Here is a 14,493-nt window from a genome sequence, read left to right on the forward strand (position 1 = left end):
GTTTACGCTTATCTTCACTTAATACTTCACTTACTAAGTTAGACATACGCATACCTTCAACTAAAGTATTATCGTAAGTAAAACGAACTTCAGGTGTTAGGCGGTGACGAATACGCTTGCCTAGCATCATACGTACTGGAACTTCGTGTTCTTTAAGTGCCGCTAAGCAAGACTCAGGTGTTTGCTCACCAATACATAGGAAAGTTACGAAAACTTTTGCGTATGCAAGGTCACGAGACACTTCTACATCTGAGATCGTTACCATACCAATACGTGAGTCACGAACTTCACGTTGTAGGATAAGAGCAAGTTCTTTTTGAAGTTGCTGAGACACACGTTGTGTGCGGCTAAATTCTTTTGACATTTTCTTTTCTCACTTAGAAAGATGGGGGGCTTGGTAATAACCAGCCCCCCATGGTGTATTCAACAACCGATTACCGACTACCTTTATTGGTAATGTTAGTAACCTTAGTCAATATGTCGAGTCGTACGGACTGATTAGTCTAGAGTACGTTTAACTTCAACAATTTCGAATACTTCAATCTGGTCACCAACGCGAACGTCGTTGTAGTTCTTAACGCCGATACCACACTCGTAACCATTTTTWACTTCTTGAACGTCGTCTTTAAAGCGACGAAGTGATTCTAGTTCACCTTCGTAGATAACAACGTTTTCGCGAAGTACGCGGATTGGGTTGTTACGCTTAATTAGACCTTCAGTAACCATACAACCAGCGATAGCGCCTATCTTAGGTGACTTGAACACGTCACGTACTTGAGCAAGACCAATGATTTCTTGACGGAATTCAGGAGCAAGCATACCGCCCATCGCCTGTTTAACTTCGTCAATCAGTTGGTAAATGATCGAGTAGTAACGTAGATCTAGGTTTTCATTTTGTACCGTGTTACGCGCAGTTGCGTCAGCACGTACGTTGAAACCAAGGATGATAGCGTTAGAAGCTGCTGCAAGAGTTGCATCAGTTTCAGTAATACCACCAACACCAGAACCTACGATGTTCACTTTAACTTCGTCAGTAGACAGTTTCAGTAGTGAATCAGCGATTGCTTCAACAGAACCTTGAACGTCAGCTTTTAGTACTACGTTAAGTTCAGCAACTTCACCAGCTTCCATGTTTGCGAACATGTTTTCTAGTTTAGCTTTTTGTTGACGAGCTAGTTTAACATCACGGAATTTACCCTGACGGTAGTTAGCTACTTCACGCGCTTTACGCTCATCACGTACAACTGTCGCTTCATCACCTGAAGCAGGAACGCCAGACAGACCTAGAATTTCTACAGGAATAGAAGGGCCAGCTGTTTCGATGTCTCTGCCGTTTTCATCGCGCATTGCACGAACACGGCCGTACTCTTGACCACAAAGAACGATATCGCCCTTGTTCAGAGTACCAGACTGAACTAGTACTGTTGCAACTGGACCACGACCTTTATCAAGACGAGATTCAACAACAACACCTGATGCCATGCCTTCTTTAACTGCTGTAAGCTCAAGAACTTCAGACTGAAGAAGGATAGCTTCTAGAAGACCTTCAATGTTTGTACCCTGTTTTGCAGAGATGTGAACGAACATGTTCTCACCGCCCCACTCTTCAGGGATAACGTCGTATTGAGCTAGCTCATTCTTAACGTTGTCTGGGTTTGCACCCTCTTTATCGATCTTGTTCACAGCAACAATCAGAGGAACACCTGCCGCTTTCGCGTGCTGGATTGCTTCAATTGTTTGTGGCATTACGCCATCGTCTGCTGCAACTACAAGTACAACGATATCTGTCGCTTGAGCACCACGAGCACGCATAGCTGTAAACGCCGCGTGTCCAGGAGTATCAAGGAACGTGATCATACCGTTGTCAGTATCTACGTGGTAGGCACCGATGTGCTGTGTGATACCGCCAGCTTCGCCAGAAGCAACGTGTGCTTTACGAATGTAATCAAGTGTTGAAGTTTTACCGTGGTCAACGTGACCCATGATAGTAACAACAGGAGCACGACCTTCTGCAACAGCATCGCTGTCACGGTCAGCTAGTACTGCTTCTTCAAGTTCGTTTTCTTTACGTAGGATTACCTTGTGACCCATTTCTTCAGCAACAAGTTGTGCTGTTTCTTGGTCGATCACTTGGTTGATAGTCGCCATAGCGCCCATCTTCATCATTACTTTGATAACTTCAGTTGCTTTAACTGACATTTTGCTTGCCAGTTCAGATACAACGATAGTTTCGCCGATAGCAACGTCAGATTTAGCAACAGTTGCTGATTTATCAAAGCCTTGCTGCATTGAAGTTGGTTTAGCAAGCTTACCTTTACCACCACGACCACGTTGGTTACGACCGCCACGGTTGTTACCAGGTTGGTTAGCAGGAGCCGCTTTCTTTTTACGACGGCGAGGCGCTTTTTCTTCTTTTTGGTCAGCTGCATCTTCAGCTTCACGAGCATAAGTAGAAGTAGTAACGTGGTAATCCGCAGATTTCTCTTGTTCTTTCTTCTTCTTCTCTTCTTCAGACCAGCGTTCTTGGTTTTCTTCAGCTAGTTTACGAGCTTCTTCAACCAGCTTAGCTGCTTCAGCTTCTGCTTTACGAGTTGCTTCTTGTTCCTGACGTACTTTTAGTTCGTCAGCTTCTTTCTTCGCTTGCGCGTTAGTGTCTGCATTTTTTGCGTTCATGTCTTTCTTAGCCTTATCAGCTTGTACGCGTTTAGCTTTTTCTTCAGCATCACGTTTTGCATCCGCTTCTCGTGTTGCTTTCTCTTCAGCTTCGCGTTGTGCTTTCTCTGCAGCTACACGTTGCGCCTGCTCTTCAGCTTCGCGTTGTGCTTTCTCTTCCGCGTCACGATTAGCTACTTCCTCAGCTTCACGTTTCGCTTCATCTTCAATAGTGCTGCGCTTCACGTAAGTACGTTTTTTACGTACCTCTACTTGAACATCCTTACTCTTTCCGCCTCCAGCGGCAACACTTAGTGTGCTGCGGGTCTTGCGTTGAAGAGTTAAGCGAGTCGGTTCGGTTTCACCAGAAGTATCACCGTGTTCTTTTTTCAGATGAGTTAGCAGTGACTGCTTTTCTGCATCTGAAACTTGGTCCGTACCAGCTTTCTTCATGCCTGCATCAGCAAGTTGTTCAATTAAGCGGTCAACTGGCGTACCAATCTCTTCACTCAGTGCTTTAACTGTTAAYTGTGTCATACCGCTCTCTCTCCTTGCTGAATTATTCTTCGTCGCCGAACCAACAGATGTTACGCGCAGCCATAATTAGCTCGCCCGCACGTTCTGCAGTAAGGTCTTCAATGCCTTCTAGTTCATCAACGCCTTGGTCAGCTAGGTCTTCCAGTGTCGCCACGCCTTTAGCTGCCAGTTTGTAAGCCATTTCACGCTCAAGGCCTTCTAGTGCAAGTAGGTCTTCTGCTGGTTCAACACCATCAAAAGTCTCTTCTTTCGCTAGAGCTAGAGTCGTAAGTGCGTCTTTCGCGCGGCTACGTAGTTCTTCAACGATACCTTCGTCTAGGCCATCAACTTCAAGAAGCTCGTTCACAGGAACGTATGCTACTTCTTCAAGCGTAGAGAAACCTTCCTCAACAAGTAGTTGAGCAAAATCTTCTTCAATGTCTAGGTGCTTCATGAAGTTTTCGATAGAAGCTACAGCTTCTTCTTGGTGCTTCTTCTGAAGGTCTTCAACCGTCATTACGTTTAGTTCCCAACCAGTAAGTTGAGACGCTAGACGTACGTTTTGACCGCTACGGCCGATAGCTTGCGCTAGGTTGTCAGCTTCAACAGCGATATCCATTGAGTGAGCATCTYCATCAACGATGATAGAAGCAACATCAGCAGGAGCCATTGCGTTAATTACGAATTGCGCTGGGTTATCATCCCATAGAACGATATCAATACGCTCACCGCCAAGATCGTTAGAAACAGCTTGTACACGTGCACCACGCATACCAACACACGCACCAACAGGGTCAATACGTTTGTCGTTTGTTTTCACAGCGATTTTAGCACGAGAACCTGCATCACGTGCAGCACCTTTCAGCTCGATAAGTTCTTCACCGATCTCTGGTACTTCAACACGGAATAGCTCAGCTAGCATCTCAGGTTTAGAACGAGTGATGAATAACTGGAAGCCACGAGCTTCAGGCTTAACTGCGTATAGAAGGCCACGAACACGGTCACCTGGACGGAAGTTTTCACGAGGAAGTTGGTCATCACGAAGGATTACAGCTTCAGCGTTACTACCTAGGTCAAGGATAATAGTGTCACGGTTTACTTTCTTAACAACACCTGTAACTAGCTCACCTTCATTGTCGATGAACTGTTCAACGATCTGAGCACGCTCAGCTTCACGAACTTTTTGTACGATAACCTGCTTAGCAGTTTGAGTCGTAATACGGTCAAACGTTACAGATTCGATGTCGTCTTCAATAAAGCCGCCAAGTTCGATTTCTGGATCATCGTACTTTGCAGCTTCAATAGAAATTTCTTTTGTTGGGAATTCAACTTCTTCAACAGCTTCCCAACGACGGAAAGTTTCGAAATTACCCGTTTTACGGTCAATTTCTACACGAACTTCAATTTCAAATTCGCTTTTCTTTTTTGTTGCTGTTGCAAGCGCGATTTCAAGCGCTTCAAAAATACGCTCACGAGGAACTGCTTTCTCGTTAGAAACAGCTTCTACTACCGCTAAAATTTCTTTGTTCATTAATCTAGCCTCTTAAGCTCGTCTCACTAGGAGAACTAAAATTTAGGGATCAGGTTAGCTTTTGAAATATTGCTAAGGATGAATTCTTCTTCTTTTCCTTCAACCAATACAGTAATAGTTTCACCATCAACAGATTGGATATCACCTTTCCATTTACGACGGTTAGCTACTGCCATTTTCAAAACGATGCTTACCTCGTGACCAATAAATTGTTGGTAATGCTCTGCTTTGAACAGTGGTCTTTCTAGACCTGGTGAAGACACTTCAAGGTTATAAACCACAGAAATTGGATCCTCAACATCTAACACGGCACCGACTTGATGACTAACTTCAGCACAATCCTCTACAAAAATACCATTCTCATGATCGATGTAGAGACGCAGCGTTGAGTGCTCACCAGCACGAATAAATTCTAATCCAACTAACTCATAACCTGATGCAGCTACAGGAGCTTCAAGCATTTCAGTAAGTTGTCTTTCTAAACCAGTCATTTAACCACTCCAGAAACAAAAAAAGGGCTCAGAGCCCATTTTAAATTCCAAGCAAACATTATCGAGGTGCATTTTACAATGCACAGATAACAAAAAACCCCGAATAAGCCGGGGTTTTTGTTGCTGGACCCTGATGTGTTAAGTGGATATTAATAAATATTTCACTTAACTCGCAGTGAGGTTAACACTGCGCAAACTTGCTACCAACTTTCACACATAAGTGCGTTGAAAATTGGTTGCGGGAGCCGGATTTGAACCGACGACCTTCGGGTTATGAGCCCGACGAGCTACCAAACTGCTCCATCCCGCGTCCGACTTGTGAGCATTATACGCTCAACAAGATGTATTACAAGTTTGTAAACATGGTGCCGAGAGAGGGACTCGAACCCTCACACCCTAAGGCACTAGCACCTCATGCTAGCGTGTCTACCAATTTCACCATCTCGGCATCAAATCTTTACAGATTATTGTGGAATTTCGTCGCCTTGCGTCGGAACTTCACTCACTGCATCTTCAGCTTGTTGGATAACTTGACCTTGAGTTGGGTCAATCCATTGTGACTCAGTTTTATGTGTAGACATATTACCAAGCACTAAGCTAAGGATAAAAAATGTTGTTGCAAAAATTGCAGTCATTCGGGTTAGGAAATTTCCTGAGCCACCAGCACCAAACACAGTGTTTGAAGCGCCAGCACCGAAAGAGGCTCCCATATCTGCGCCTTTACCTTGTTGAATCAACACTAGGCCAATTACACCAAGCGCTGCCAACAGGTAAATCACAAGTAGAACTGTAAACATTTTTCCACCTATGTTCCTAATTGTTGAGCCAGCGCCGTTTCAAAACAACTTATAAGCTAAGTTTTCAAAACAAGGCTAGCGACCTCCTAACTGAAGGCCGAGCAATACTAGCGAAACCCTAACGGGCTGACAAGCGATAATTGTCAAAAACACGTACAGCAAGACTCAACTGAACAAAAAAAGCGCACTTAATAAAAAGGCGCTCTTAAACTATTGATGAAGCCAGGCTTTAAACTAGCTCCATCGAAAATAATAAACTCAGTGTTAGCAGTTTGCTTTTACTGCATCAGCAATCTTAAGTGCAGAGCTTTGAACAAGTTCTGCATCTTCACCTTCTACCATTACACGTAGTAAAGGCTCTGTTCCTGACTTACGTAGCAACACTCGACCTTTTTCACCAAGCTCCGCTTCGACTTCAACAACTACAGTTTTTACAGCTTCTGCTTCTAATGGGTTTGAATCGCCACTAAAACGTACATTTTCGAGAACTTGAGGATATAACGTCATGCCCTGAGACAATTCATTAAGCGTCATTTCACTATCCACTACAGAAGCCAAAACTTGAAGTGCCGCAACAATTGCATCACCAGTTGTCACTTTATCTAGCAAAATAACGTGGCCTGAATTTTCAGCACCAATTTTCCAACCTTTCGCTAGTAACTGTTCCATAACGTATCGGTCACCAACCGCAGCACGTACAAATGGAATACCTAATTGCTTAAGGCCATTTTCCATACCAAGGTTTGTCATTAATGTACCAACAACACCACCTTTTAGCTCACCACGTCGTAAAGCATCGCGAGCGATAATGTAAGCTATTTGGTCGCCATCAACTTTATTACCAAGTTCATCAACCATGATGATACGGTCACCATCACCATCAAAGCCAAGACCTAGCGCCGCTTTTTCTTCGAGCACTTTTGCTTGTAAAGCTCTTACGTCTGTTGCGCCGACTTCGTGATTAATGTTAGTCCCGTTAGGTTCAACACCAATAGCAACAACTTCTGCACCTAGCTCTTTAAATACTGAAGGAGCAATGTGATAAGTCGCGCCATGAGCACAATCAACCACAATTTTCATGCCCGCCAACGTCATTTTGTGTGGGAATGTACTTTTACAAAACTCAATATAACGGCCTGCTGCATCATTTAAGCGAACAGCTTTGCCTAGAGCTGAAGATTCCACGCACTCGATATCTTTGTCTAGTTCAGCTTCAATCGCCAATTCAATTTCATCTGACAATTTAGTGCCTTCAGAAGAGAAGAACTTAATACCGTTATCGTAGTATGGGTTGTGCGATGCTGAGATAACAATACCCGCCTCTGCACGGAATGTTTGCGTTAAGTAAGCAACTGCAGGTGTCGGCATTGGCCCAGTGAACGTAGCCTGAAGACCGGCAGCAGCAAGTCCTGCCTCTAGAGCAGACTCCAACATGTAACCTGAAATACGAGTATCTTTACCAATGATAACTTTCTTCGTACCTTGTTTTGCTAATACACGACCAGCAGCCCAACCAAGCTTGAGTACAAAATCGGGTGTAATTGGGTACTGCCCTACTTTGCCACGTACACCGTCGGTACCGAAATAACGTCTTTTATCTGACATGATGTTCCTTAGTTTTTATTCTTTTAAAATTTAATTTACTGATTATCGTTCATCATTTTAATAATGGTCATAGCCTCTAATGTATCTTCTACATCGTGCACACGAATAATCTGAGCGCCTTTCATTGCAGCAATTGTAGCGCAAGTTACACTCGCAACCATACACTCAGAAGGTCTCTTATCTAACAATTTAAACAACATAGACTTTCGAGACATGCCAGCTAATATGGGCATACCTAATGAATGAAACTTTTCTAGGTGWGCAAGTAAGTGATAATTATGCTCTATGGTTTTACCGAAACCAAAACCAGGATCCAATATTAACTGTTGTTTAGGGACACCCACAGCTTCGCAAGCAGCAACACGCTCAGATAAAAATTCAGAGACGTCCGCTAATACATCTTGATAGCTAGGGTTAGCCTGCATAGTTCTTGGCTGCCCTTTCATATGCATAAGACATACTGGCACTTTTGCGGCGGCCGCGACCTCTAACGCTCCAGGCTCCTGCAACGCACGAACATCATTAATTAGATCAGCCCCAGCCTCAACAGCTTGACGCATAACTTCAGCTTTACTGGTATCGATAGATATCCAAACATCATATTTAGCTCGAATTGCTTTAATAGCAGGAATAACTCTCGCCAACTCCTCTTCTAATGAGACTTCCGGAGCGCCCGGTCTTGTCGACTCACCACCGATATCGATAATACTCACGCCCGCATCTATCATACGTTTGGCTTGTGCTAAGGCATGGTCAAGGGAGTGATACCTTCCACCATCAGAAAATGAATCTGGTGTTACGTTCAAAATACCCATGATATGTGGGCGGTCTAATTTGAGTTTTTTGTTCTTTGCGTTAAGTATCATGGAATCCATTTCTCAAAAAGTGACTTCTCTATAAACAGAAAAACCCCGAGCAATGAGCCCAGGGTTTTATTTTATAGCTTAAAGATTAAGAATCTTTATTCGCTGCATCGTCAGAATCTGTTTTAGGTTCATCTGATTTCGCTTCTTCAGCTTTTACTTCTTGAGTTTCAGGTTTAGCATCTTCCTTCTCAGGTTCAGCTTTTGCCTGATCACCCCAGCCAGCTGGCTCACGAATGTCTTCTTTACGTTCCATCAAGTCGTCAATCTGACCAGCATCAATCGTCTCAAACTTCATAAGCGCATCTTTCATCGAGTGCATGATATCCATGTTCTCTTCAAGAATTTGCTTAGCACGAGCATAGTTACGGTCGATAAGAATACGAATTTCTTCGTCGATAAGCCTAGTCGTATCATCAGATACATGTTTTGCTTGGCTCATACCGCGACCTAGGAAAACCTCGCCTTCTTCTTCAGCATAGAGAAGAGGACCCAATTTTTCAGAGAAGCCCCATTGAGTAACCATCTTACGAGCAATATCAGTTGCACGTTCAATATCATTTGATGCGCCAGTAGATACTTTTTCTTTACCGTAGATTAATTCTTCAGCAAGACGACCACCGTACAAACTAGAAATCATAGACTCTAGGTGCTGGCGAGACATGCTTACACGGTCTTGCTCAGGCAAGTACATGGTTACACCAAGTGCACGACCACGAGGGATAATAGATACTTTATATACTGGATCATGTTCAGGAACCAAACGACCAACAATAGCGTGACCCGCTTCGTGGTATGCAGTGGACTCTTTAACTTCTTCAGACATCACCATTGAACGGCGCTCTGCGCCCATCATGATTTTATCTTTCGCAAGTTCGAACTCAACCATAGATACGTTGCGTTTGTTACCACGTGCAGCAAAAAGTGCGGCTTCGTTAACAAGGTTCGCTAGATCAGCACCAGAGAAACCTGGTGTACCACGTGCAATAAGAGAAGGCTCTACATCACCCGCTAGCGGTACTTTACGCATATGCACTTTAAGGATCTGCTCACGACCACGTACATCTGGTAGACCAACGACAACTTGGCGGTCAAAACGACCAGGACGAAGCAACGCTGGGTCAAGTACGTCTGGGCGGTTAGTCGCAGCAATAACGATAATACCTTCGTTACCTTCGAAACCATCCATTTCAACAAGCATTTGGTTTAGCGTTTGTTCACGTTCATCGTGACCACCACCAACACCTGCGCCACGTTGACGACCTACCGCATCAATTTCATCGATAAAGATGATACAAGGCGCCGCTTTCTTCGCTTGTTCGAACATGTCACGCACACGAGATGCACCAACACCAACAAACATTTCAACGAAGTCAGAACCTGAAATAGTAAAGAACGGTACTTTAGCTTCACCAGCAATAGCTTTAGCAAGTAGCGTTTTACCAGTACCAGGAGGACCAACCAACAGAATACCTGTTGGGATTTTTCCGCCTAGCTTTTGGAAACGACTTGGATCGCGTAAGTAGTCAACAAGCTCTTTAACGTCTTCTTTTGCTTCATCACAACCTGCAACGTCAGCAAAAAGAGTTTTGATTTGTTCTTCGCTCATCATACGAGCTTTGCTCTTACCGAAAGACATAGCGCCTTTACCGCCGCCGCCTTGCATTTGACGCATGAAGAAAATCCATACACCAATCAGTAAGATCATAGGGAACCAAGAGATAAAGATAGTGCCTAGTAGGCTCTGCTCTTCTGGTGGTGTACCTTGAACTCGAACATTCTGGTTAATTAAATCATCAAGAAGCTTTTGATCATAAACAGGCATGTAAGTTACATACTTAGCACCACCACCACGACGGGTAAATGTGATTTCACTGTTATTGAACTGCGCGTCTTGAATCTGGCCTTGGCCAACTTCCTGTACAAACGTGGTGTAATCTACTGCTCTGCCGTTACTTTCACCAGGTCCGAAGCTCTGGAATACCGACATCAACACTACAGCGATAACAAGCCACAGAATTAAATTTTTTGCCATGTCACTCAAGGTGTCAGCCTCTCGATAACTAATTGTAATTAAAGGTAGGGTACTACAGTTTGTAACCTGTAGCTATAATGTTAACTTTTCTAAACTAACTGAATCGTTAACCTTTGTAACCAGTGGCTACGATGAACACTTCACGGGAACGAGCTCGAGAAGAATCTGGTTTACGAACCTTAACGGTTCTGAACATTTCACGTACATCTTTTACGTATTGATCAAACCCTTCGCCCTGGAAGACTTTAACAACAAAGCTACCATTTGTGGCTAGAACTTGTCGACACATATCCAATGCTAATTCTACTAAATACATAGCTCTAGGTTGATCTACGGAACTATTACCAGCGATGTTAGGCGCCATGTCCGACATTACGACATCAACCATGTTTGGCTGAATTCGATCCAAGAGTGCTTCTAGTACGGCGTCTTCACGAAAGTCACCTTGCAGAAAGCTTACACCAGAAATAGGGTCCATAGGCAACAAGTCACAGGCAATTATTTGCCCGTTGTCACCAACAACTTTAGCAGCATACTGAGACCAACCGCCAGGCGCCGCGCCTAAATCAACCACCGTCATCCCATTAGAAAACAGTTTATCTTTAGTGTGAATCTCTTCCATCTTGAAATAAGCACGAGAGCGGTAGCCCTTCTTTCTAGCTTCATTTGCGTACTTATCGTCGAAGTGTTCCTTCAACCAACGACCAGAACTGGCCGAGTGTTTCTGTTTACTCATTAGATACCTAAATCGTGGGTAAAAACTGAATTGCTCAATACTATGACTAATAAATTATAGTCTTCAGCATTAGATGGCGTTAAAATAGCTTTTTTCAACCCTAATACTAAAGAAAATTGGCCGCGTAATGAACCTAAGCACCAAACAAAAGCAGCATCTTAAGGGCCTAGCTCACAGTTTAAAACCTGTAGTGCTAATGGGCGCAAATGGACTAACTGAAGCTGTTCTAGCGGAAATCGAAATCGCTTTAGACCACCACGAACTGATCAAAATTAAAATTGCATCAGAAGACCGTGAAACTAAGCAATTGATTATCGATGCAATTGTACGTGAATCTAAAGCTGAAAAAGTACAGACTATCGGTAAAGTTCTTGTACTGTTCCGCCAGTCAGAAGCACGTAAAATCGAGATCCCACGTAAATAATCAGTTTATGATTATGCAGTGAGAAAAAAGGTCGCATAATGCGACCTTTTTTAATAATTGAATAAGCTGAAGAGCCAAATTAGATATATTCTACTTTATCGATTTCGAGATCTTTCTCGCCACCCGGTGTAGAAATAATCACTTCATCGCCTTCCATTTTACCAATAAGGCCACGAGCGATAGGTGATTTGACAGAAATACGACCTGTTTTAATATCCGCTTCATCTTCTGAAACGATTTGGTACTTCACTTCTTCATCAGTGTTTACATCAATAAGAGTGACGGTTGTGCCAAAAATGATTTTGCCCGTATTTTCCATCTGAGTTACATCAATAATTTGTGCCAAAGATAGTTTGTATTCAATGTCACGAATTTGAGCTTCACAGATACCTTGCTCTTCACGAGCAGCGTGGTATTCCGCATTTTCTTTTAAATCACCAAGTTCGCGAGCTTCGCCAATTGCAGCTGAAATAATTGGGCGCAGTTTAAGTAAACGATCTAATTCATCACGCAGTTGCTGAGCACCACGTACAGTCATTGGAACCTTTTCCATTTTTTACCTCTATGCCAAAGTACTTTTTGGACAAAATAACACCACTCAGCACTGGGGCTAAGTAGTAGATTAAAAATTAGTTTCGCTTAGTGTAAACAAACTTTATTGGTAAATCATCTTAATTCACAACGCATCACAAAAAGTGATTGATTAGCAAATATAAATACGGATCACAAATACACAAAACACTTAAATTAAGCATATTGATTGTATTTACCATATAAAAAAAGATAAAAACACACCTTTTCACACCCTTAAAAAACACCACTAAAACCACTTAATATCAAACAGTTAATGATAAATAAAACACTGTTCATAATTTAAATTGATATATTTTTACTAACCTATCAGGGAACTTTAGGAGTAAAACGTAACCCATGGATTACATTGCAAGTTTCTAGAAATGTTCTAGACCTTGATAATGAAGCTTGATTCATACAAGCACAATAAAGGGTACTGAYACCCTCAGATAATAAATACTATTTATGGACAGTAATTAGGATATATAACATGAACAAAACTATGATCGCTCTAGCTGTTTCTGCTGCTGCTCTAGCAACTGGCGCAAACGCTGCTGAACTATACAACCAAGACGGCAACTCTATTGAAATGGGTGGCCGTGCTGAAGCTCGCCTTTCTATGCAAGACGGTAAGGCTGAAGACAAAACTCGCGTTCGTCTAAACTTCTTAGGTAAAGCACAAATTACAGACGGCCTTTACGGTGTAGGTTTCTACGAAGCTGAATACGAAGCCAATGATAATACTGGCACTAGCGACTCAATTGACCACCGTTACACATACGCAGGTCTTGGCGGCACATTCGGTGAAGTTACTTACGGTAAAAACGATGGCGCACTAGGCGTAATCACAGACTTTACAGATATCATGGCATACCATGGTAACTCTGCTGCTTACAAAATTGCAGTAGCTGACCGTACAGACAACATGCTTYCTTACAAAGGTCAATTCCAAGACTTAGGTGTTAAAGCTAGCTACCGTTTTGCAGACCGTACAACTGACCCAGTTACCGGTGAGTACAGCGATAATGAAACTGACGGTTACTCACTATCTGGTATCTACGCGATTGGCGAAACAGGTATTAAATTGGGTGGTGGTTACGCAGATCAAAATACTGGTGTCAATGCTTCTTCAGACCAATTTATGCTTGCAGGTTCTTACACGCTTAACGACCTATACTTCGCTGGTACATTCGTAAACGGTACAGACAAAGATAACTCAGTTAAAACTGATAAGTCTGGTTACGAGTTAGCTGCTGCTTATACTATGGGCCAGACTGTATTTAGCTCTACATACAACTACCTAGAAGAAGATACAGCAGGCACTAAATCAGACGCTGTAGACAACATTGCTATCGATGCGACGTACTACTTCAAACCTAACTTCCGTGGTTACGCATCTTACAACTTCAACTTATTAAGCTCTGGTGACGCTGGCGTGACTAAAGCTCAAGCTGAAGACGAGCTAGCACTAGGTCTACGTTACGACTTCTAATTCCGACTATCTAATTATTAGATAATTGAGAACCCTAAACGCCTGCTTTATAGCAGGCGTTTTTTATATCTGTATACTGGGTAAATATCCCATGACTCCGTTGCTCAATATGCGCCTGTTAACTGTTTGTACTCTTATATGCATTTCTTTTAGCTCCCTTGCTTATTCACCTTTGTCTTACCTCCCACAGGGAAGTCGTTCAAGCATTGTGGTGGAGTCACTCGATTCTGCAACAGAAAAAGTAAAGCTAAATACGACGCAGCTATATCCGCCAGCAAGTACCTTAAAACTGGTGACAGCTTTGGCTGCAAAACTTGAATTGGGCAATGATTTCCACTTTACGACATCGTTATATAAGCAGGGTAATGATGTAGCTATAGAGTTCAATGGTGACCCAACATTAGTCCGAGACCATCTCAAACAATTACTCCAACAATATAGCCAGCGGTTTCCAAGCGGTATTGAAGGTAACCTCTATTTAGATAACAGCGCCTTTACGGGCTATCAACGAGCTGTAGGCTGGCCATGGGATATTCTCGGGGTTTGTTATAGCGCACCGGCAACAGCGATAACACTAGATAAAAATTGCGCCCAAGCGTCAATTTACACGCAAGATAATGGTCATACTCGAGTCTACATTCCCGCACATTATCCAATAGACGTATCAACCCAAGCTGAAACCGTATCAAAATCAGGCCAAAAAGCTACTCAGTGTGATTTAGAGCTAATCACCTCGCCTAATAATCAATACCAACTATCAGGTTGCTTAGTTGAGCGG

Annotated in this window: 13 protein-coding genes and 2 tRNA genes; 3 read left to right on the forward strand and 12 right to left on the reverse strand. The window is 42.9% G+C overall.

The window, feature by feature from the left end; all coding sequences use genetic code 11:
• The 11 genes from rbfA to rlmE form a co-directional block, all read right to left on the reverse strand.
• A partial coding sequence (gene rbfA / locus L4C33_RS13105; RefSeq protein ID WP_428812874.1) for a 30S ribosome-binding factor RbfA occupies positions 1–364 on the reverse strand: 364 nt, incomplete at its 3' end.
• Between the two features lie 134 nt (positions 365–498).
• A complete protein-coding gene (infB, locus tag L4C33_RS13110; RefSeq protein WP_428812875.1) occupies positions 499–3,189 on the reverse strand; it encodes a translation initiation factor IF-2 in 2,691 nt (896 codons plus the stop codon).
• A gap of 22 nt (positions 3,190–3,211) precedes the next feature.
• Positions 3,212–4,699 (reverse strand): transcription termination factor NusA, encoded by a 1,488-nt coding sequence (gene nusA / locus L4C33_RS13115; protein WP_428812876.1) that lies wholly within the window; start codon positions 4,697–4,699, stop codon positions 3,212–3,214.
• 35 nt (positions 4,700–4,734) lie between these two features.
• Positions 4,735–5,190 carry a ribosome maturation factor RimP gene (gene rimP, locus L4C33_RS13120; protein ID WP_428812877.1) on the reverse strand — a complete coding sequence of 152 codons (456 nt, stop codon included), beginning with the start codon at positions 5,188–5,190 and terminating at the stop codon, positions 4,735–4,737.
• 233 nt (positions 5,191–5,423) lie between these two features.
• Positions 5,424–5,500, reverse strand: a tRNA-Met gene (locus tag L4C33_RS13125).
• Between the two features lie 53 nt (positions 5,501–5,553).
• Positions 5,554–5,638 (reverse strand) — tRNA-Leu (locus L4C33_RS13130).
• A 16-nt stretch (positions 5,639–5,654) separates the two neighbouring features.
• A complete protein-coding gene (gene secG / locus L4C33_RS13135) occupies positions 5,655–5,987 on the reverse strand; it encodes a preprotein translocase subunit SecG (RefSeq protein WP_428812878.1) in 333 nt (110 codons plus the stop codon).
• A gap of 264 nt (positions 5,988–6,251) precedes the next feature.
• Positions 6,252–7,592: a phosphoglucosamine mutase gene (glmM, locus tag L4C33_RS13140; protein WP_428812879.1), complete on the reverse strand. Its 1,341-nt coding sequence runs from the start codon at positions 7,590–7,592 to the stop codon at positions 6,252–6,254.
• Between the two features lie 35 nt (positions 7,593–7,627).
• Positions 7,628–8,458, reverse strand: coding sequence for a dihydropteroate synthase (gene folP, locus L4C33_RS13145; RefSeq protein WP_428812880.1), 831 nt, complete (start codon positions 8,456–8,458; stop codon positions 7,628–7,630).
• A gap of 85 nt (positions 8,459–8,543) precedes the next feature.
• Positions 8,544–10,490, reverse strand: coding sequence for an ATP-dependent zinc metalloprotease FtsH (ftsH, locus tag L4C33_RS13150; protein WP_428812881.1), 1,947 nt, complete (start codon positions 10,488–10,490; stop codon positions 8,544–8,546).
• A 106-nt stretch (positions 10,491–10,596) separates the two neighbouring features.
• A complete protein-coding gene (gene rlmE / locus L4C33_RS13155; RefSeq protein WP_428812882.1) occupies positions 10,597–11,226 on the reverse strand; it encodes a 23S rRNA (uridine(2552)-2'-O)-methyltransferase RlmE in 630 nt (209 codons plus the stop codon).
• A 127-nt stretch (positions 11,227–11,353) separates the two neighbouring features.
• On the opposite strand from rlmE, the gene yhbY reads away from it, so the two are divergent.
• Positions 11,354–11,650, forward strand: a complete 297-nt coding sequence (yhbY, locus tag L4C33_RS13160; RefSeq protein ID WP_428812883.1) for a ribosome assembly RNA-binding protein YhbY — start codon at positions 11,354–11,356, stop codon at positions 11,648–11,650.
• A 79-nt stretch (positions 11,651–11,729) separates the two neighbouring features.
• On the opposite strand, the gene greA is transcribed toward yhbY, so the two are convergent.
• Positions 11,730–12,203, reverse strand: coding sequence for a transcription elongation factor GreA (gene greA / locus L4C33_RS13165; protein WP_428812884.1), 474 nt, complete (start codon positions 12,201–12,203; stop codon positions 11,730–11,732).
• Positions 12,204–12,713: 510 nt separating this feature from the next.
• Here greA and L4C33_RS13170 point away from each other — a divergent pair.
• Both L4C33_RS13170 and dacB read left to right on the forward strand, forming a co-directional pair.
• Positions 12,714–13,715 (forward strand): porin, encoded by a 1,002-nt coding sequence (locus tag L4C33_RS13170; protein ID WP_428812885.1) that lies wholly within the window; start codon positions 12,714–12,716, stop codon positions 13,713–13,715.
• Between the two features lie 109 nt (positions 13,716–13,824).
• A partial coding sequence (gene dacB, locus L4C33_RS13175; RefSeq protein WP_428812886.1) for a D-alanyl-D-alanine carboxypeptidase/D-alanyl-D-alanine endopeptidase occupies positions 13,825–14,493 on the forward strand: 669 nt, incomplete at its 3' end.

It is taken from the genome of Vibrio makurazakiensis (assembly GCF_050337375.1).
Classification (GTDB): Bacteria; Pseudomonadota; Gammaproteobacteria; order Enterobacterales; family Vibrionaceae; genus Vibrio; species Vibrio makurazakiensis.

What these genes read in the sequence shown, in the direction of transcription:
- rimP (WP_428812877.1), bottom strand. Translation starts at nt 5,190, where the DNA reads ATGACTGGTTTAGAAAGACAACTTACTGAAATGCTTGAAGCTCCTGTA.
- secG (WP_428812878.1), bottom strand. Translation starts at nt 5,987, where the DNA reads ATGTTTACAGTTCTACTTGTGATTTACCTGTTGGCAGCGCTTGGTGTA.
- glmM (WP_428812879.1), bottom strand. Translation starts at nt 7,592, where the DNA reads ATGTCAGATAAAAGACGTTATTTCGGTACCGACGGTGTACGTGGCAAA.
- ftsH (WP_428812881.1), bottom strand. Translation starts at nt 10,490, where the DNA reads ATGGCAAAAAATTTAATTCTGTGGCTTGTTATCGCTGTAGTGTTGATG.
- rlmE (WP_428812882.1), bottom strand. Translation starts at nt 11,226, where the DNA reads ATGAGTAAACAGAAACACTCGGCCAGTTCTGGTCGTTGGTTGAAGGAA.
- yhbY (WP_428812883.1), top strand. Translation starts at nt 11,354, where the DNA reads ATGAACCTAAGCACCAAACAAAAGCAGCATCTTAAGGGCCTAGCTCAC.
- greA (WP_428812884.1), bottom strand. Translation starts at nt 12,203, where the DNA reads ATGGAAAAGGTTCCAATGACTGTACGTGGTGCTCAGCAACTGCGTGAT.